The 18,520-nt window shown below is 72.8% G+C and carries 17 protein-coding genes; 6 read left to right on the top strand and 11 right to left on the bottom strand.

From position 1 onward, the window contains the following. Positions 1 to 119 precede the first annotated feature (119 nt). A complete protein-coding gene (locus ACFQ79_RS18420) occupies positions 120 to 1,082 on the top strand; it encodes an NAD-dependent epimerase/dehydratase family protein (RefSeq protein WP_383584594.1) in 963 nt (320 codons plus the stop codon). Here the strand turns inward: ACFQ79_RS18420 and ACFQ79_RS18425 are convergent. Both ACFQ79_RS18425 and ACFQ79_RS18430 read right to left on the bottom strand, forming a co-directional pair. Beyond that, complete coding sequence (locus ACFQ79_RS18425; RefSeq protein WP_383584597.1) at positions 1,072 to 2,121, bottom strand: Zn-dependent alcohol dehydrogenase; 1,050 nt, start codon at positions 2,119 to 2,121, stop codon at positions 1,072 to 1,074. The genes ACFQ79_RS18420 and ACFQ79_RS18425 overlap by 11 nt on opposite strands. Next, the gene (locus tag ACFQ79_RS18430; RefSeq protein WP_383584599.1) at positions 2,118 to 3,131 is read right to left on the bottom strand and encodes an SDR family oxidoreductase; all 1,014 of its coding nucleotides are present in this window, start codon (positions 3,129 to 3,131) and stop codon (positions 2,118 to 2,120) included. The genes ACFQ79_RS18425 and ACFQ79_RS18430 overlap by 4 nt, the downstream gene beginning before the upstream one ends. A gap of 101 nt (positions 3,132 to 3,232) precedes the next feature. On the opposite strand from ACFQ79_RS18430, the gene ACFQ79_RS18435 reads away from it, so the two are divergent. Further along, positions 3,233 to 4,159: a cyclase family protein gene (locus ACFQ79_RS18435; protein ID WP_383584602.1), complete on the top strand. Its 927-nt coding sequence runs from the start codon at positions 3,233 to 3,235 to the stop codon at positions 4,157 to 4,159. A gap of 70 nt (positions 4,160 to 4,229) precedes the next feature. On the opposite strand, the gene ACFQ79_RS18440 is transcribed toward ACFQ79_RS18435, so the two are convergent. The 4 genes from ACFQ79_RS18440 to ACFQ79_RS18455 form a co-directional block, all read right to left on the bottom strand. Continuing rightward, on the bottom strand, positions 4,230 to 4,676 hold the full coding sequence (locus ACFQ79_RS18440; RefSeq protein ID WP_383584604.1) for an ATP-binding protein: 447 nt from the start codon (positions 4,674 to 4,676) through the stop codon (positions 4,230 to 4,232). A gap of 412 nt (positions 4,677 to 5,088) precedes the next feature. Further along, positions 5,089 to 6,000 (bottom strand): acyl-CoA dehydrogenase family protein, encoded by a 912-nt coding sequence (locus ACFQ79_RS18445; protein WP_383584606.1) that lies wholly within the window; start codon positions 5,998 to 6,000, stop codon positions 5,089 to 5,091. A gap of 8 nt (positions 6,001 to 6,008) precedes the next feature. Next, complete coding sequence (locus tag ACFQ79_RS18450; protein WP_383584608.1) at positions 6,009 to 7,142, bottom strand: acyl-CoA dehydrogenase family protein; 1,134 nt, start codon at positions 7,140 to 7,142, stop codon at positions 6,009 to 6,011. Next, entirely contained in the window at positions 7,142 to 8,353 is a 1,212-nt protein-coding gene (locus tag ACFQ79_RS18455; RefSeq protein ID WP_383584610.1) for an amidohydrolase family protein, read from the bottom strand. The genes ACFQ79_RS18450 and ACFQ79_RS18455 overlap by 1 nt, the downstream gene beginning before the upstream one ends. 133 nt (positions 8,354 to 8,486) lie before the next feature. Here ACFQ79_RS18455 and ACFQ79_RS18460 point away from each other — a divergent pair, with 133 nt between their 5' ends. Further along, a complete protein-coding gene (locus ACFQ79_RS18460) occupies positions 8,487 to 9,995 on the top strand; it encodes a class I adenylate-forming enzyme family protein (protein ID WP_383584612.1) in 1,509 nt (502 codons plus the stop codon). Here the strand turns inward: ACFQ79_RS18460 and ACFQ79_RS18465 are convergent. Next, entirely contained in the window at positions 9,973 to 10,407 is a 435-nt protein-coding gene (locus ACFQ79_RS18465) for an STAS domain-containing protein (protein ID WP_383584614.1), read from the bottom strand. The two genes, ACFQ79_RS18460 and ACFQ79_RS18465, sit on opposite strands and share 23 nt — an antisense overlap. A 179-nt stretch (positions 10,408 to 10,586) precedes the next feature. On the opposite strand from ACFQ79_RS18465, the gene ACFQ79_RS18470 reads away from it, so the two are divergent. Next, positions 10,587 to 11,168, top strand: coding sequence for a sigma-70 family RNA polymerase sigma factor (locus ACFQ79_RS18470; protein WP_266968060.1), 582 nt, complete (start codon positions 10,587 to 10,589; stop codon positions 11,166 to 11,168). Continuing rightward, on the top strand, positions 11,165 to 12,424 hold the full coding sequence (locus ACFQ79_RS18475; protein ID WP_383584616.1) for a maleylpyruvate isomerase N-terminal domain-containing protein: 1,260 nt from the start codon (positions 11,165 to 11,167) through the stop codon (positions 12,422 to 12,424). Before ACFQ79_RS18470 ends, ACFQ79_RS18475 begins: the two co-directional genes overlap by 4 nt. Before the next feature lie 29 nt (positions 12,425 to 12,453). On the opposite strand, the gene purU is transcribed toward ACFQ79_RS18475, so the two are convergent. Beyond that, positions 12,454 to 13,305, bottom strand: a complete 852-nt coding sequence (gene purU, locus ACFQ79_RS18480; RefSeq protein WP_383584618.1) for a formyltetrahydrofolate deformylase — start codon at positions 13,303 to 13,305, stop codon at positions 12,454 to 12,456. A 46-nt stretch (positions 13,306 to 13,351) separates the two neighbouring features. After that, complete coding sequence (locus ACFQ79_RS18485; protein WP_329281667.1) at positions 13,352 to 13,798, bottom strand: hypothetical protein; 447 nt, start codon at positions 13,796 to 13,798, stop codon at positions 13,352 to 13,354. Between the two features lie 192 nt (positions 13,799 to 13,990). Here ACFQ79_RS18485 and ACFQ79_RS18490 point away from each other — a divergent pair, with 192 nt between their 5' ends. Continuing rightward, the gene (locus ACFQ79_RS18490; RefSeq protein ID WP_383584621.1) at positions 13,991 to 15,316 is read left to right on the top strand and encodes an ABC transporter substrate-binding protein; all 1,326 of its coding nucleotides are present in this window, start codon (positions 13,991 to 13,993) and stop codon (positions 15,314 to 15,316) included. Positions 15,317 to 15,376: 60 nt separating this feature from the next. On the opposite strand, the gene ACFQ79_RS18495 is transcribed toward ACFQ79_RS18490, so the two are convergent. Both ACFQ79_RS18495 and ACFQ79_RS18500 read right to left on the bottom strand, forming a co-directional pair. Further along, positions 15,377 to 16,876, bottom strand: a complete 1,500-nt coding sequence (locus tag ACFQ79_RS18495; RefSeq protein ID WP_383584623.1) for a hypothetical protein — start codon at positions 16,874 to 16,876, stop codon at positions 15,377 to 15,379. Between the two features lie 123 nt (positions 16,877 to 16,999). Then, positions 17,000 to 18,382 (bottom strand): transcriptional regulator, encoded by a 1,383-nt coding sequence (locus tag ACFQ79_RS18500; RefSeq protein ID WP_383584625.1) that lies wholly within the window; start codon positions 18,380 to 18,382, stop codon positions 17,000 to 17,002. Positions 18,383 to 18,520: the final 138 nt, after the last annotated feature.

Consider the following 18,520-nt stretch of genomic DNA (forward strand, 5'->3'; position numbering starts at 1 on the left):
GCCCGGGTCCGCGGGGCGCGCATCCTCTCCGTCCTCTCCGGCGTCCTGTTCCACGGACTCCCGCCCGCCACCAACCCCGGCCCGACCACCGGACCGGACTCCCGACGCGAGGTCGACACATGAAGCACACCGCCCACCCCCGCCACGTGGTCTTCGGCTCCGGTGCCGTCGGCACGGCCGTCGCCGAGGCGCTGGTCCGCCAGGGGGAGTCCGTACGGGTCGTCAACCGGTCCGGCCGGGCGGACGTCCCCGACGGTGTCGAGGTGACGGCCGGCGACGCGGCCGATCCCGCGTTCACCACCGCCGTCGCGGCCGGCGCGGCCGTCGTCTACCAGGCCCTCAACCCGCCGTACCACCGCTGGCAGCAGGAGTTCCCCGCCCTCCAGGCCGGGGTGCTCGCCGCGGCCGAGGCGAGCGGCGCCCGGATGGTCTCGATGGACAACGTCTACAGCTACGGCCCGCCGCCCGGGGGCCACCCGTTCACCGAGGAGACCCCCGACGCCGCGACCACCCGCAAGGGCAGGCTCCGGGGCCGGATGGCCCAGGACCTGCTCGCCGCGCACCGGGCCGGGCGGGTGGAGGTGGCGATCGGGCGCGCCTCGGACTACTTCGGGCCGCGCGGCGGCGCCCAGTCCAACCTCGGCGACCTGGTCGTCCCGGCCCTGCTCGCCGGGCGCACCGCCACCGTCCTGGGCGATCCGGACCAGCCGCACACCTACACCTACGTCCCGGACATCGGGGAGGCGCTCGCGCTCCTCGGCCGGCACCCCGACGCCGCGGGCCGCGTCTGGCACCTCCCCAACGACCCGCACACCCGCACGACCCGGGAGCTCGTCGGCCTGGCCCACCGCGCCACCGGCCGTCCCGGGTCCGCCCGTGTGCGCCGGATGCCGACGGCGGCGCTGTACGTGATGGGCGCGTTCAATCCGACGGTGCGCGAACTGATCGAGATGCGCTACGAGTTCGCGGAGCCGTTCGTCGTCGACTCCGCGCTCGTCAAGGAGCGGCTCGGCGCCGTCGCCACCCCGGTCGAGGAGGCCCTGGACCGGACCGTGGCGGCGTACCGCGCCCTCAGAAGGTGAGGACGCCCCGGGCCACCTTGCCGGCCTCCGCGTCCTCCACGGCCCTGGCGAACTCCTCCACCGGGTAGGTGGCGGTGACGAGTTCGTCGAGGAGGAGTCGGCCCGAGCGGTACAGCTCGGCGTAGAGCGGGATGTCGCGCTGCGGGCGGGAGGAACCGTACCGGCAGCCCAGGATCGACTTGTCCAGGAACATCGCGGCGGGCAGGAAGCTCGCCTCCGCCTTCGGCGCGGTCATGCCGAGGAGGATCGCCTGCCCGTGCCGGTCGAGGAGGTCGATCGCGGTCCGGACGAGCCCGGTGTGCCCGACGCACTCGAAGACGTGGTCGGCTCCGGTGGGAAGGATCTCCCGTACCCCGTCGGTGGAGGTCAGGAAGTGGCTCGCCCCGAACCGGCGGGCCACCTCCTCCTTCGCCGGGTTCGTGTCCACGGCCACGACGGTCAGCGCGCCCGCGATCCGCGCGCCCTGGAGGACGTTGAGTCCGATCCCGCCCGTGCCGATGACGACGACCGTCTCGCCCCGCCCGACCCTGGCCCGGTTCAGTACGGCGCCGACGCCGGTGAGGACGCCGCAGCCCATCAGGGCCGCCGAGGTCAGCGGGATGTCCTGCGGGATCTTCACCGCCTGGACCGCCTTCACGACGGTCCGCTCGGCGAACGACGAGTTCGAGGCGAACTGGTAGAGCGGCAGCCCGCCCCGCGAGAACGGCTGCCCCGGCATTCCGATGGCCTTCCGGCACATGGTGGGCCGCCCGCGGTCGCAGTCCGCGCAGGCCCCGCAGTTGGCGAGGGTCGACAGGGCCACGTGGTCGCCCGGGACGACGTGCGTGACTCCCGCTCCGACCGCCTCGACGACCCCGGCGCCCTCGTGCCCGAGAACGACGGGAGGGGGGAAGGGGATGGTCCCGTCGACGACCGACAGATCGCTGTGGCACAGTCCGGCCGCCGCGATCCCCACCAGCACCTCGCCCGGCCCGGGGTCCCGGACCTCCAGGTCGTCGACGACCTGGACCTGCTTCCCGTCGAAGACCACGCCCCTCATGAGCCGTTCTCCGTCCCGGCGCCGGCCTCGCCGCCGCCGTTGCCCGCGCCCGCCTCGGGGCCCCCGCCGGGACCCGTGCCCGCGCCGGGACCCGTGCCCGCGTTGGGGCGGTCGCCCGCCGCGGCGGCGCGGGCCATCTCCTCGAGGCGCGCCAGCATCGGCATCGGGTCCACCCCCACCGTCCCCGGCAGGAAGTCCGCGATCCGCTCCGGGGTCCAGGCGCCGCCCTCCGCGTATCCCGCCCGCAGCTCCCTGGGCTGCGCCCAGACCGCGATCTTCGGGCCGGCGATCGTGTAGACCTGCCCGGTGATCCTCTCCTCGCGGGCCCGCTCGGAGAGCAGGTAGACGACGAGGGCGGCCACGTCCTCCGGCTCCCCGATCTCCTTCAGCTCCATCGGGACGTTCGCCGACATCCGGGTCCGCGCCACCGGCGCCACGGCGTTCGCCGTCACTCCGTACTTGTGGAGGCCGAGCGCCGCCGACCGTACGAGGGAGATGATCCCGCCCTTCGCGGCCGAGTAGTTGGCCTGCGCCACCGAGCCCTGGTGGTTGCCGCTCGTGAAGCCGATCAGCGTCCCGGTCCCCTGGCGCCGCATGATCGCCGAGGCCGCCCGGAAGACCGTGAACGTGCCCTTCAGATGGGTCGCGACGACCGGGTCCCACTCCTCCTCGGACATGTTGAAGAGCATCCGTTCGCGCAGGATGCCCGCCACGCACACGACCCCGTCCAGGCGCCCGTACTCGGCGAGGGCGACGTCGACGACCCGCTGTCCGCCCGCCATCGTCGAGATGTCGTCGGCGACGGCGACCGCCGTGCCACCTCCCGCCTCGATCTCCTTCACCACCGAAAGCGCGATCTCCGAGGTCGGTTCACCGCCCTCGATCGACACGCCGTAGTCGTTGACGACGACCTTCGCGCCCTCCGCCGCGCACGCGAGGGCCACGGCGCGGCCGATGCCCCGTCCCGCGCCCGTCACGGCGACGACCTTGCCAGCCAAGAAGTTCCCCATGCCCGGCCCCTCCCGCAGTTTCTGACGGTCCGTTAGATTCATTCGTCGTCAGGATTCTACGGTCCGTCAGATACCGGAAAACAAGACCCCGGAGGCCCCCGATGTCTCTGCCCGCCGCATTCCACGAGATCGCCAAGCGCGTCAACAACTGGGGACGTTGGGGCCAGGACGACGAGATCGGCACCCTCAACCTCGTCATCGACGAGGTCGTACGGGAGGCCGTCGCCACCGTCCGCAGCGGCCACCGCGTCCCCCTCGCCGTCGACCTCAAGCAGGACGGCGTCCAGACCGGCATGATCCCCGGCCGGGTCAATCCGCTCCACGTCATGGTCCAGATCAACCAGGAACTCTTCGGCCCCGGCACGGTCGCCACCAGCGACGACGCCGTGACCCTCGGCCTCCAGGCCGGCACCCACTGGGACGCCCTGACCCATGTCTCCCACTCGGGCCACATCTACAACGGCCGCCCCGCCGCCACCATCACCCCGCACGGCCGCTCCGAGTTCAGCGGCATCCACACGGCCCGCCACCTCGTGAGCCGCGGGGTCCTGCTCGACGTGGCCGCCGCCAAGGGCCTGGACCGGCTGCCGGGCGACCACGCCGTCACGCCCGAGGACCTGGACGAGGCCGCCGACTTCGGCGGGGTGACCGTACGGTCCGGCGACATCGTTCTCGTACGGACGGGTCAGATGCAGTCGTACCTGGCCGGCGACCGGCACGGATACGCCTTCCCGTCACCCGGGCTCTCGATCCGTACGCCGGAGTGGTTCCACGCCAGGGACGTCGCGGCCGTCGCCAACGACACCCTCACCTTCGAGATCTTCCCGCCGGAGATCGAGGACCTGTGGCTGCCCGTGCACGCCCTCGACCTGGTCGAGATGGGAATGCTCCAGGGGCAGAACTGGAATCTGGAAGCTCTGTCCACAGCCTGTGCACAAGAGCGGCGCTACGCCTTCCTGCTCTCCGCGATGCCCGAGCCCTTCGTGGGCGGTACGGGCACACCGGTGGCACCGGTCGCCGTCCTCTGAGCACCGGCACGTCGACGGGTGGCGGCGCGCACGGCTCGGCAGCCGTCACCCGCCACCCGGCCGCGAACCGTCAGCAGTGCACCCGGCCGGGCGCGAACGGCGCCCCCCGGCCCGGCGAAGGCGCGGCCGGAGCCGGGTCCACCTCGCACCAGATGCTCTTGCCGGCGCCCTCGGGCTGCCAGCCCCACCGGTCCGCGAGGCCGTCGACCAGCTCCAGGCCGCGCCCGTTGGTGTCGTCGCCCTCCGCGTGCCGGGGGCGCGGCGGGCGGTCGCTCGCGTCCGCCACCTCGACGCGCACCCCGCCCTCCGCCGCGAACAGCATCCGCAGCACGGCCGGACAGCCCGTGTGCACCACGGCGTTGGTCACGAGCTCGGAGATGAGGAGCACCAGCGTCTCGGCCAGCGGCTCGTCATCGCCTATGCCCGAGCCGGCGAGCCGCGACCGGGCCCACCTCCGGGCTCGCCCCACCTCCGCCGGGTCCGGCCCGACCTCCAACTGAACCTGAAGCACCTGCACCGCTCACACCATCCGAACCGGCGGACACATCGCCTCGCGCCTCACAGCCATCGACGCCCTTACGGAACGTGATTCCCTTGCGAGACAGCATGGTTGACGTACAGTCACCGCAACAAGCGCTTCGGGCATATTCCAGCGCGAAGGAGTACGCGTAGTCCATACTGTGCGACGCACGCTGCGGGGAGTCGAACAGGAGCGCGCGGAGCGCCTCCTCGGGGCGCGAGCGGCGCGCATTCCCGGACCCGGAGTCACCTCAGGGGCGACACCGGGACGATCCGGGCCAACGAGCACTCGCATCCCACGGAGCGTACCGGAGCCGGAGGCCGACTCCGGGCCGTGACGGCCCCGCCGAAGGACACAACCAGATATCAACATTCCGTGACCCGGCGGGTGCGGAGTGCGATGCCGGGAGTCACAGTCCGGCGGCCACCGCCTCCGCCGCGCGCGCGGCGGGCAGGCGCAGCTCGGCCCGCACCCAGGCGCGCTTGAGATGCAGATGCACGTCGGCCTCCCAGGTGAAGCCGATGCCGCCGTGCACCTGGAGGCAGTCGCGGGCGTTGGCGGTCGCGGCCTCGTCGGCGAGGAGCTTGGCGCCGGCGATCTCGACGGGGTCGGCGGTGAGGGAGGCGGCGCGGACGGCGGCGCGGGCGAGCTCGGTACGGACGAGCATCCCGGCACAGAGGTGCTTGACGGCCTGAAACCCCCCGATGACCTGCCCGAACTGCTCCCGCTCACGCGCGTAGGCGACGGCCGTCCCGGTGGTGGCCTCCGCGCTGCCCACCTGCTCGGCGGCGGTGAGCAGCACGGCCTCCAGTCCCTCCGCTCCCCCGACGCCGGGGGCGGCCGCGGGCACGGAGGCGGAAGCGGACGCGGACGCGGGCATGGGCACCCGGTGCAGTGGCGTCAGCGGATCCACCGACCGCATCGGGACGGCTCCTTCCACATCCCCCAGCACCACGTCGGCCTCGTCCAGCCAGGGGACCAGCCCCTCGGCCACGGCGGTGACGACAACGGCCCCCTCCGCCGCCCCCGGCACGGACCCCGCCGCCATGTGCGTGGCGACCAGCGGCCCCGGCAGCAGCACCCGCCCCGCCTCCTCGAACAGGAGCACCGCCTCCGGGAGGCCGAGGCCCACGCCGCCCTCCTCCTCCGGCAGCCGCAGCGCGAAGAACCCGGCCGTGCCGAGCTCCCGCCACAGGCCGCGGTCCAGCGTCCCGCCGGCGTCGACCGCCGCCCGGAGCGCCTCCCTGCCGAAGCGGCCTTCGAGGAGGTCCCGTACACCGCGCCGCAGGGCCGTCTGGTCCTCGGTGAGTCGGAAGTCCATGGCGGGGGTCACCGGCCCTTCGGCAGGCCGAGGATGCGCTCGGCGACGATGTTGCGCTGGATCTGGGAGGTGCCGGCCGCGATCGTGTACGAGAGCGAGGACAGCCGGTCGAGGGTCCAGTCGCGGCCGAGGTCGAGCGCGTCGGGGCCGAGGACGGCCGCGGCGGCCTCGTACAGCTCCTGGCGGGCGTGCGAGTAGTGCAGTTTGAAGACGGAGCCGCCCGCGCCGGGCACCCCGCCGGTCGCCTGGGCCTCGCTGACGTTGGCCTGGACGATCCGCCACAGGGCCCGGAACTCGGCGGAGAGCCTGCCGAGGCGGCGGCGCAGGACGGTGTCGTCCCAGGTTCCGTTCTTCCGGGCGGTGCGGGCGAGTTCGCCGAGGAGGCGGCGGCAGGCGACGACCTCGCCGACGAACGCGGTGCCGCGTTCGAAGGAGAGGGTGACCATGGTGACCCGCCAGCCGTCGTTCTCCTCGCCGACCCGGTTCTCGACGGGCACCCGTACCCCGTCGAGGAAGACCTCGGCGAACTCCGTGGAGCCGGCGAGCGTCCGCAGGGGCCGTACGGTGATGCCGGGGGCGTCCATGGGCATCGCGAGCCAGGTGATGCCCCGGTGTTTGGGGGCGGTGGCGTCCGTACGGACGAGGACTTCGCACCAGTCGGCGACCTCGGCGTGCGAGGTCCAGATCTTCTGCCCGCTGACGACGTACGAGTCGCCGTCCCGGACGGCCTTCGTCCGCAGGGAGGCAAGATCGGAGCCCGCCTCGGGCTCGCTGAAGCCCTGGCACCAGACCTCGTCGCCGCGCAGGACCGGCGGCAGCCAGCGTTCCCGCTGGGCGGCCGTGCCCTCGGCGGCGATCGTCGGGCCCGCGTGGAGCAGTCCGACGAAGTTGGCGCCGACGTAGGGCGCTCCGGCGAGCTCGGTCTCCTCCAGGAAGATCAGCCGCTGGGTGGGGGACGCGTCCCAGTGGACGTCGGCGTATCCGGCGTCGTGCAGCCTGCGCTGCCAGCCGCAGTCGTACGCGCGCCGGGACGGCCAGTCGAGCGGGTCGGGCCTCGGCGGCAAGGTGGGCAGGACGACCGCGAGCCAGGCCCGCAGCCGCGCCCGGAACTCCTCCTCCTCCGCGCTGTACGCGAGGTCCATCAGCCGACGCCCCGGATGCCCCGGTCGAGGTCCAGGCCGAGCATGCGGATGGCGTTGCCCCGCATGAGCTTGTAGACCGTCTCGTCGTCGAGGCCCTGGACGTGGTCGAGGGCGACCTCCTTGGTGTGCGGGAAGGTCGAGTCGACGTGCGGGTAGTCGGTCTCGAAGGTGGCGTTGTCGCGCCCCACCACGTCCAGGGAGGCGATCCCGTGCTTGTCGCGGAAGAAGCAGCAGAAGATCTGCCGGTAGTAGTACGTGGACGGCGGCTCGGGGACGAGGTCGCGGACGCCGCCCCAGGCGCGGTGCTCCTCCCAGACGTCGTCGGCGCGCTCCAGGGCGTACGGGATCCACCCCATCTGGCCCTCGCTGTAGGCGAGCTTGAGCCGGGGGAACTTCACGAGGACCCCGCTGAAGAGGAAGTCCATCATCGAGGCCATCGCGTTGTTGAAGCTGAGCGAGGCCTGGACGGCGGGCGGGGCGTCGGGCGAGGCGGCGGGCATCTGGCTGCTGGAGCCGATGTGCATGTTGACGACCGTGCCGGTCTCCTGGCAGACGGCGAAGAAGGGGTCCCAGTAGCCGGAGTGGATCGAGGGGAGTCCGAGGTGGGTGGGGATCTCGGAGAAGGTGACGGCCCTGACGCCGCGGGAGGCGTTGCGCCGGATCTCGGCGACGGCGAGGTCGATGTCCCAGAGCGGGATGATGCAGAGCGGGATGAGCCGGCCGCCGCTGTCGCCGCACCACTCCTCGACCATCCAGTCGTTGTAGGCGCGCACGCAGGCGAGGGCGACCTCCTTGTCGTGGGCCTCGGCGAAGGTCTGGCCGCAGAAGCGGGGGAAGGTGGGGAAGCAGAGGGAGGCCTCGACGTGGTTGAGGTCCATGTCGGCGAGGCGTGCCTTGGGGTCCCAGCAGCCGCGCCGCATCTCGGCGCGGGTGATGCCCTCCAGGGTCATGTCGTCGCGGTCGAAGCCGACGGCGGCGATGTTGCGCTTGTACGGGAACTTGAGGTCCTCGTAGATCCACCAGTCGGTCGGCGGGCCGTCCGGGTCCATCGTGATCTGGTACTTGCCGGCGACGTAGGCGAGCTCCCCGATGCCGGCCGTGAGGGGCTGGGGCCCGCGGTCGCGGTACTTCTTCGGGAGCCAGGTCTCGAAGAGGTGGGCGGGCTCGATCACGTGGTCGTCGACGCTGATGATGCGGGGCAGTTCCGTCATGACCCCTCCATGTTTCTGATGGACCGTCAGATCTGACGTCATCAGGCTAGCCCCGCACCCCTGGACCGACAAGCGCCCGGCCTCTACGCTCGCCGCACCATCTGACGGAACGTCAGCCAAGAGGAGTCCGGTCATGGATCAGACCGCACACGCCCTGGGCGCGGCCCGCACGCTCTGGGAGCTCGTCGAGCGCCGCGCCGCCCTCACCCCCGACCGGCCCGTCCTCCTCCAGGGCGACCGGGTCCTCACCTTCGGCGGGCTGCGCGACCGCGCCGAGCGCTGCGCCGCCGGGCTCCACGCCATGGGGGTGCGTCCGGGCACGGTCGTCGCCTGGCAGCTGCCCACCCGCATCGAGACCGCGGTGCTCTCCTTCGCGCTCGCCCGCATCGGAGCCGTGCAGACCCCCGTGATCCCCTTCTACCGGGACAAGGAGGTCGGCTTCGCGCTGCGCGAGTCCAAGGCCGAGTTCTTCGCCGTCCCCGGAACTTGGCGCGGATTCGACCATACGGAGATGGCCCGGCGGCTCGGCGCGCACGGGATCTTCGAGGCGTACGACCCCGACTCCCTGCCCGACGGCGACCCGGCGGTGCTGCCCCCGCCGCCCTCCTCGGGGACCGACGTCCGCTGGATCTACTGGACCTCGGGCACCACCTCCGACCCCAAGGGCGTCCTGCACACCGACCGCTCGCTCCTCGCGGGCGGCTCCTGCCTCGCCCACGCGCTCCGGCTCACCGCGTCCGACGTCGGCTCGATGGCCTTCCCGTACGCGCACATCGCCGGGCCCGACTACACGGTGATGCTGCTGCTGTACGGGTTCCCCGCCGTCATGTTCGAACAGTTCGCGCTGCCCGAGGCCCTCGACGAGTACCGGCGGCACGGGGTGACGGTCGCCGGCGGCTCCACCGCCTTCTACTCGATGTTCCTCGCCGAGCAGCGCAGACAGCCCGGCGAGCCGGTCATCCCCACGCTGCGGCTGCTCGCGGGCGGCGGGGCGCCGAAGCCGCCGGAGATCTACCACGCCGTACGGAAGGAGCTGGGCTGCCAGCTCACCCACGGGTACGGCATGACCGAGGTCCCCATGATCACCATGGGCGCGCCCGACGACACCGCCGAGAACCTCGCCACCACGGAGGGCCGCCCGCCGGCCGGCATGGAGATCCGGATCACCGGCTCCGGCGAGGTGCGGCTCCGCGGGGAGGCCGTCTGCCGGGGCTATCTGGACCCGGCGCAGACGGCCGCCGCCTTCGACGAGGACGGCTTCCTCATCACCGGCGACGTCGGACACCTCACCCCGAGCGGGCACCTGGTCCTGACCGGCCGCATCAAGGACATCATCATCCGAAAGGGAGAGAACATCTCGGCCAAGGAGATCGAGGACCTCCTCCACCGGCACCCGGACGTCGGCGACGCCGCCGTCATAGGGCTCCCGGACGCCGAGCGCGGCGAGCGCGTCTGCGCCGTCGTCGAACAGCCCCCGGGAGCCTCCCCGCTGACCCTCCCGGTGGTGACGGCCTTCCTGCGGGAGGCCGGCCTGTCGGTCCACAAGCTGCCGGAACAGCTGGAGGTGGTGGACGCGCTCCCCCGCAACGAGACGCTGCGGAAGGTGCTGAAGTACCGGCTCAGGGAGCGATTCGGTCGCTGACCCGCTGTCCGGGGACGTCCACGCCGGCGAGGTCCGCCGGGCCCACCGGACCCGCCGGCCCCGTCAGCGCCCCCGGCACGTCCTCGTACACCTCGAAGAGGCGCCGGACGCCGAGCGCGGCGAGGACCCCGCCGACGTGGCCGACGTGGCCGTCCCGGTCCTCGGGGAGGATCAGGCGCAGCCGGCCGCCGCAGGAGCGGAGCAGCCGACGGGACGCGATCAGCACGCCCACCCCGCTGGAGTCGCAGAACCGCACCGCGGACAGGTCGATCACCAGGTCGTGGCGGCCGCCCGCCACGGCGTCGTGGACGCGGCGGCGTATCCGGGGCGAGGTGACCAGGTCCATTTCGCCCCGTACACGGAGCACCGTCCAGGAGCCGTACTCGTTCTCGTCGACCTCGATCGTCGTCACGGTCGCCGCCTGCCCCACCGGCACGGTCCGAAACCCCCGGGCGCGAGGATGACGCTTTCCTTACCATCCGGGTCCGCGTCAAGGGCGCACTTGCGGCAAACATGCGTGCGTTCCCGGGGCGGCGCACTACTTTGGAGTAGAGACGGAGAGCCGCCGGAGCCGGGAGGGGCGAGGGTCGGATGGCGATGGACACACCACCGCGCTGGGACCGCAGGATGCAGCAGCGGCTGGCGCGTGGCGAGGCGGCCGCGCTCGGCGAGCTGTACGACCGGTTCGCCGCCCTGGTGCACAGCCTCGCCCACCGGGTCCTCGACGACGACGACGCGGCCGACCAGATCACCCGCGAGGTCTTCGGCTACATCTGGGAGAACCCGGACGCGTACGACCCCAAGCAGGGGAACCTGCGCTCCTGGGTGGCCAAACTGACGCAGCGACAGGCCGTCCACCGGCTGCGTCAGGCCGAGACGACGGCGTACGCGGAGACCGGCCGGGGCTCCGCGGAGGAACTGGAGCAGAAGGTCCGGCGGGCGTCGGTCGCGGCCCGCGCGGACTACATCGTGACGTCCATGCCGACGCCGCTCCGGGCCGCGCTCGAACTGGCGTACTTCCAGCGGCGGGACTACCGGCAGACCGCCGCCGACCTCGGCGTCACCGAGGACGAGGCGCGGCGGCGCCTGCGCCTCGGGCTCCAGCTGCTCTCCTCGGCCAACCGGCCCTTCGCCGAGGGCGGCGGTCCGCCCGGCTACGGACGGGCACGGTGACCCGGGCGAACGACGACGACGGGGACGACGTCGCACGCGCCCCGTGGATACCGGGGCCGCGCCGGGCGGCGGACGACCACGCGGACCTGACGGCCGACCCGGGCGAAGCGCCGGAAGAGGAGAAGCCCGGGGTGGAACCCGAGCCCGACGTACCCGTCCTGACGCACGGGGTGCTCAAGTCCCTTCTCGGGGCCTGGGCGCTTTCGGCGTGTTCGCCCGGGGAGACGCAGGCCGTCGAGGACCATCTGACGGCCTGCGCGCCGTGCGCGGACGAGGCCTTGCGGCTGCGGGACGCGGTGGCGCTGCTGCACGAGGACCGCGATCTGGACCTCGACCCGCTGCTGCGGTCACGGGTGCTCGAGAACTGCCTGGGCCGGCGGCCTGCGCGCATCCCGGTGCCGGAGTGGGTCACGCCGTACGACGCGGAGACCGCGCGGCTCGACGCCCTGCTCCGGGACATCGGCGAGTCGGAGTGGCACGCGCCGGTCCGGCTGAAGTGGTACGAGGAGGGCCGGATCGTCCGCCGGAAGGCGACGGTCGCCGGCGTCATGGGCCATCTCCTCGCGGTGGACGGCCTCGTGTCGGCGGCGCTCGGCCTGGAGGACCCGCTGGGCACGGGGACCCCGGAGCTGTCGCCGTCGGAGCGGACGGAGGCGTTCTGGTCGGGCCTCGACCGGCCGCCGAACCGCTCGATCCGCGGCCCGTGGCGGGACCAGAGCCACACGCTGATCCGGACGGTGTCGTTCGCGGGGCGTGGCGTGGCGGACCTGACGGTCACGTACAAGGACTTCGCGCTGCCGCTGCGGGACTCGCTGCTCGAGCGGGCCTTCGAGTGCTGGGTGCACGCGGACGACATCGCGAACGCGGTGGCGTACCCGTACGCGGCACCGAGCGGGGCGCATCTGCACAGCATGATCGACCTGGCGGCGCGACTGCTCCCGGGCGCCCTGGCGAACCGGCGCCGCACGGGCCTCGCGTCCCCGGCCCGCCATCTGGTCGCGGCGGGCACGCCGGGCCGCTCGCTGCATCTGGAGGTGGAGGGCGCGGGCGGCGGCCACTGGTACATCGCGCTGGACTCCCCGGCGGCGCTCGGCTCGCCGGAGCAGGTGGTGGCGCAGGTGGCGATGGACGGGGTGGAGTTCTGCCAGCTGGTGGCGGGACACATCTCCCCGGAGGAAGCGGCGGCGGGCCAGGACGGCGACCGCGAGGCGATCAGGGACGTCCTGTCGGCGGTGGCGTCGCTGAGCCGGCTGTAGGGCGCTCCGCCGGGGCTCCGGGCCGCGTGCTACGCGAAGACCACCGTGCGGCGGCCGTTCAGCAGGATGCGGTGTTCCGCGTGCCACTTCACCGCGCGGGCCAGCGCCTGGCACTCCACGTCGCGGCCGATCGCGACCAGTTGGTCCGGGGTCACGTCGTGGGCGACGCGCTCGACCTCCTGCTCGATGATCGGGCCCTCGTCGAGGTCGGCCGTCACGTAGTGGGCGGTCGCGCCGATCAGCTTCACGCCGCGCGTGTGCGCCTGGTGGTAGGGCTTGGCGCCCTTGAAGCTAGGGAGGAAGGAGTGGTGGATGTTGATGATCTGCCCGGAGAGCTGCTTGCAGAGGTCGTCGGAGAGGACCTGCATGTAGCGGGCGAGGACGACCAGCTCGACGTTCTCCTCGCGGACCAGGTCCAGGAGCTCGGCCTCGGCCTCCGCCTTGGTGTCCTTGGTGACGGGGATGTGCCGGAAGGGCACCCCGTACGAGCCGACGAGCTCCTCGAAGTCGGTGTGGTTGGAGACGACGGCCACGATCTCGACGGGCAGCGCGCCGATCCGCGAGCGGAACAGCAGATCGTTCAGGCAGTGGCCGAACTTCGACACCATGAGGACGACCCGCATGCGCTGGTCGGCGCGGTGGATCTGCCAGTCCATCTCGAAGGAGTCGCCGACGGCGACGAAGCTGGCGCGCAGCTTGTCGACGTTCACCGGGGCCTCGCCCGAGAAGTGGACCCGCATGAAGAAGAGTCCGGTGTCGCGGTCTCCGAACTGCTGACTGTCCTCGATGTTGCACCCGGTGATGAAGAGGTAGCTCGACACGGCGTGCACGATGCCCTGCTTGTCGGGGCACGAGAGGGTGAGGACGTACTGGTCGGTCATCCCGTCAGCCTGCCACATCCGGAGGTGCGCGGTGACCCCCCGTCCGTCAGGCGGACCCCGTCATGATGTGCAGCACGTCGAGGGAGCGCGGCGGCGTGTCCGGGTCCTCCCCGTCCGCCTGCGCGAGGTGTACGTGGGCCTCGCGGGCGGCCCGTACGGCCTCGGGCCATCCGGGGTGCTGGAGGTAGGCGGAGACGGGGGCGTCGGGGCCCACCTGGTGCATGATGCGCAGCACCCGGAGGACGGCGACGTCGACGAGGGCGGCCTCGCCGGTGTCGCGGAAGATCGAGCCGACGTACTTCTCGGCGGACCAGTTGTCGAGCCAGGTGTCCTCGACGAGGCGGTAGACGGCGTCGGTGACGTCGCCGTACCCGTCGAGGCCGGCCAGCCAGGTGGTCTCGTGGAACCCGGGGTCGGAGAGCATGTGCAGCGCCGAGCGCACGTTGCTGCGCCAGCGCCACCACGGCATGTCGTTGAGCGGCATGCCGCCCATGGTGGAGGAGCGACGGCCGCGACGGGAAGAGTTAACCGAACCGGAGACTGGACTGGACACGTTTCGATCGTACGTTCCCTTGTCCGGTAACCGGAGCCGCCCCCTCGCAGCCCCCGTAATTCACCTTCACGTCACCCCCCGTTGAACCATGCTCACTCCCGCGTTACCCATGAGGCGGAAATGTGCGTGTCCATGACCGGACGGCGACTGACCTCACTCCTCGCGTACGTCACGACCGCGACGGCCGGAGCCTCGTTGCTCACCGGTTGTGGCGTGCTCCCTGGAACCACGGGGGGTTCCAGGGAGCCCGTCACCGTCATGACGTGGGCTCCCGACCAGACCCGCGCCACAAATATGCCCGGAATGCCCGCCATGGCGCAGACCTACGCCCGGTGGGTCAACTCCCAGGGCGGCATCGACGGCCACGAGCTGCGCATCCTCACCTGCAACGAGCACAACACCACCACCGGCGCCGCCGCCTGCGCACGGCGCGCCGTCCGGGAGAAGGCGGTCGCCGTCGTCGGCTCGTACAGCCAGAACGGGCGCGCCTTCATGGCCCCCCTGGAGGCCGCGGGCATCCCGTACATCGGCGGCTACGGCATCTCCGAGGACGAGTTCACCAGCCCGCTCTCCTACCCCGTCAACGGCGGCCAGGCCTCGCTCATCGCCGGTCACGGCATGCAGCTCGCCGCGTCCTGCCGCAAGGTCTCCCTCGTCCGGCCCGACACCCTCGCCGGCGACAAGTTCCCCGAGCTCCTCAACTCGGGCCTGCGCAAGGCGAGCCACCGCAGCGCCGTCGACATCCCCGCCGTCGAGGACGCCGCCGAGTACACCGAGCCCGCCATCCGGGCCCGCGAGAAGGCCGGCGACGAGGACGGCTGCGTCACCGCCGTGCTCGGCGAGCGCACCCAGACCTTCTTCGACTCCTTCCGCCGCCTCCCGCAGCAGGACGGCGACGGCGGGAACGGCGACAGCTCGGGCGACGGCTCGGGCGACGGCTCCGGTGACGGCTCCGGCAAGAAGAAGGACGGCGTGCGGATCTCGTCCGTCCTCGGCAGCGTCGGCCAGCCCGTGATCGACCGCACCGGCGGCGCCCACAGCCCCTTCGAGGGCGCGTTCGTCACCGGCTGGTACCCGGAGGCGTCCGACAAGAGCTGGGCGCCGATGCGGAAGGTCATCCAGGAGCACGCCTTCGCCGACAACCGGGTCGACCCCGCCGACGCGGGCGTCCAGACCACCTGGATCGCCTACACGGTCCTCAAGGAGGTCGTCGAGTCCCTCGACACCGACAAGATCACCGCCACCCAGATCGCCTACGCCCTCGACCGGGGCGCGCGGATCGACACCGGCGGCCTGACCCCGACCCTGCGCTGGAAGTACGAGGACCTGCTCGGCGCCCCGGGCTTCCCCCGGATCGTCAACCACGAGGTGACGTTCCAGGTGGTCCGCAAGGGGCAGCTGGTGGCGCAGCAGCCCGGCTTCGTCGACGTCGGCGAGACCGTCCTGAGCGCCCCCTGAGCGCCTCCCCCCGCTGTGGCCCTGGCCGCAGCGGGGGTCACGGCCGGGCCGCGCCCGGGCCTACAGCTGCGTGTACGTCCGCTTCTCCAGGCCGTACTTCGAGGCCGTCGGGTTCCACAGCGAGGCCGCCTGCTTCTTGGCGGCGGTGGCCTCGCCGCTCTTGTTGTTCGCCGCGAGGAAGTGGCTGGTCGAGCGCGCCTTGCCGCCCTTGCAGGCCTTCTTGGCCTTCATCTGGTCGCCCCAGGCCGCGTAGTGGTCGTCCGCGGACGCCGAGGCCTGCCAGGCCTTGATGAGCGAGGCCGTCAGGGCCGGGTTGTCCGGGATCTTGTCCACCGACAGCGACTGGAGCTTGGTGACCAGGCTCCGGCGCTGCTCGGCGGCGCCCCGCAGGTCGCTCGCGGCCTTGTCCAGGTTCTTGCACTGCTTGATGGACTCGACCGAGCTGATCACCGTGTCACGGCTGTTGCTGCTGGTCGCGAGGAGCTTGCTCAGCTCCTGCGCCTGCGGCTCCGCCGGGTCGGCCGGCTTCTCACTGGGCGCGGCCGTCGGCTCGCCGGACGGGGCGGCGGAGCTCTCCGCCACGTTCTGGGGGCCCTTCTTGGGGTCCTTGTCCTCGTCACCGCCGCTGAGCAGTGCGCCGGCGCCGAGGCCGACGACCGCGCAGCCGACGACGACGGCGGCGATCAGCGCGACCGGGGACTTGCGGCGCGGGGGCTCGGGGTCGGCGCCGTCGTCGTAGTAGGCACCCTCGTACGCGTACTGCTGCGGAGGCGCCGGCGGCTGGTGGTGCTGCTGGTGCTGCGGCGGCTGATGCTGCTGGTACGGGGCCGGGGCGGGCTGCTGGTACGCCTGCGCGTGCGGCTGCTGCGGGGCCTGCGGCGCCCGCGGGGCCTCCGTGCGGAAGAGGTTGTCGAACTCGGCGGGCGGCTGCCGCTCACCGGGCTCCTGCGGCGGTACGGGGGCGATGTACTGGGTCGCGTCGGAGGCGCCCGCGGGCCCGGGGCCCTGCGCCTGGAGCGGCCCGGTGCCCAGGAACTGTGTCTGCGCGCCCCCGCCCGGCTGCGGCGGCACGGGAGCGATGTGCTGGGTGGCCTGCATGTCCCCGGCCGACGGCGGATAGCCGTATCCGGGACCCTGGCCGGCCTGCGGCATCCCGCCGGGCGCCGGCTGCTGCGGGTACCCGTAGCCCGGCTGCGGGCCCGGCGCCTGCGGCATGCCGCCCTGGACCGGGGAGACCGGCGGCATCCCGCCCGGGACCGGGGCTATGTGCTGGGTCGCCTGCATGTCACCGCCGCCCGGGGCACCCGGACCCGGGTAGCCGTAGCCGGGCTGCGGCGCGCCCTGCGGCGGGACCGGCGGCAGGTACTGGGTGGACTGCATGTCGGCGGCGCCCGGCGCCGCCTCCGGGGGCAGGGGCTGCGCGGGCGGCAGCGGCTGCCCGCCCGGCGCCGCGCCGGCGGGACCCCAGGCGCCACCGTACGGCTGTGCTCCCCCTTGGGCGTTCTGCGCGGGGGGCACCGCCGGGTACTGCGGCTCCGGACCCTGTCCGTTCTGCGTCACCGGGACTCCTACTGATGGACCTACGGAATCGTCGGCTCACGCTACCGGGTGCGCCCCGGGCTCCGCACACACGTGTGAGCCCGGTTACACAACCTTCTCGAACGGCACCGCTCCCGGCCGGGACTAAGCGGCATAGAGCTCCATGCGCGCCCCGAACTCCCTTACCACCGCCTCCCCCGCGTACGGCTCCAGACGCTCCCGCAGGTCCTCCAGGTACTCCGCGCCCCTCGACGACCGCAGCGTGCCGAGCAGTTCGAGCGCGCGCGTGCCCGTGCGGCAGGCCTGCTCGACCTCGCGCTGCTGGACCTGCGCCGAGGCGAGCAGGGCGAGGCCGATCGCGCGGCGCCGCGCGCGCGTCTCCGGGTGTCCGGCGATCGACTCCTCCGCCGCCCGCACCGCGGCCTCCGCCTGCCCCAGGTCCCGGTAGCAGTGCGCCAGTTCGTCCGCCAGGTAGGCCCGGTCGAAGTGCGCGATCCACGCCGGGTCGTCGCCCGACTCCGGATCGGCCTGCTCCAGGGCCCGTACGGCACGGCCCGCCGCCGTCTCGAAGGCGCTGAGGTCCCCGAGCAGGGCGTGCCCGCGCGCCTCGGCCGCGTGGAACATCGCCTCCGCGCGCGGCGGCACCTTCCCGCGCGCCCCCTCCTGCGCGGCCCTCGCCAACTGGGCGATCTCCCGGGGGTTCCCGAGCTGCGCGGCGAGGTGGCTCATGGACGCGGCGAGGACGTAGCCGCCGTAGCCGCGGTCGCCCGCGGCCTGCGCGAGCCGCAGCGCCTGGATGTAGTACCGCTGGGCGAGGCCCGGTTCGCCCGTGTCCACCGCCATGTACCCGGCGAGTTCGGTCAGTCGGGCGACCGCCGCGAACAGCTGCCGGCCGACCGCCTCCCGGTACGAGCCGGACAGCATCCCCGACACCACGCTGTTGAGGTAGTGGACGACCACCGGGCGCACGTGCCCGCTGCCGAACCGCCGGTCGAGGTCGACGAGCGCCGCCGTCATCTCCCGTACGGCCGCCACGTCCGCGACCCCGACGCGCGCCCCCGCCATCCGGGCCACATGCGTGTCCGGGCCCGTGATCAGCCAGTCCCTGCTGGGCTCGACGAGCGCGGAGGCCGCGACCGTGGAGCCGGACAGGAAGTCGCGGCGGCCCACGTCACTGCGCCACAGCTCGCAGACCTGCTCGATCGCGCCGGGCACGGTCGGCGCGAACTGGAGCCCCACCCCGGCCGCGAGGTTGCGGCCGTTGGCCATGCCGACCTCGTCGATCGTGACCGTACGGCCCAGCTTGCGGCCGAGCGCCTCGGCGATGATCCCCGGCGCGCGCCCCCGCGGCTGCTGCCCGCGCAGCCAGCGCGCCACCGACGTCTTGTCGTACCGCAGGTCGAGGCCGCGCTCCGCGCCGACCATGTTGACCCTGCGGGCGAGGCCGGCGTTGGAGCAGCCCGCCTCCTGGATGAGCGCCTGGAGCCGTTCGTTGAGCTGACGCGGAACGAGTGGCCTGGCTGCCATGAGTACCCCCTGAGGCCGTGCGGTGATCACCGAAGAAGGGATCACTGCCCGGTGGATATCCGGTCAATGCCGATGTGAACACGCGAAACCGGACACGTCGGTTGCGGCTTCGCCACCGGCGCCCCCCTCTGTCCGTAC

This window comes from Streptomyces sp. NPDC056480 (assembly GCF_042795405.1).
Classification (GTDB): domain Bacteria; phylum Actinomycetota; class Actinomycetes; order Streptomycetales; family Streptomycetaceae; genus Streptomyces.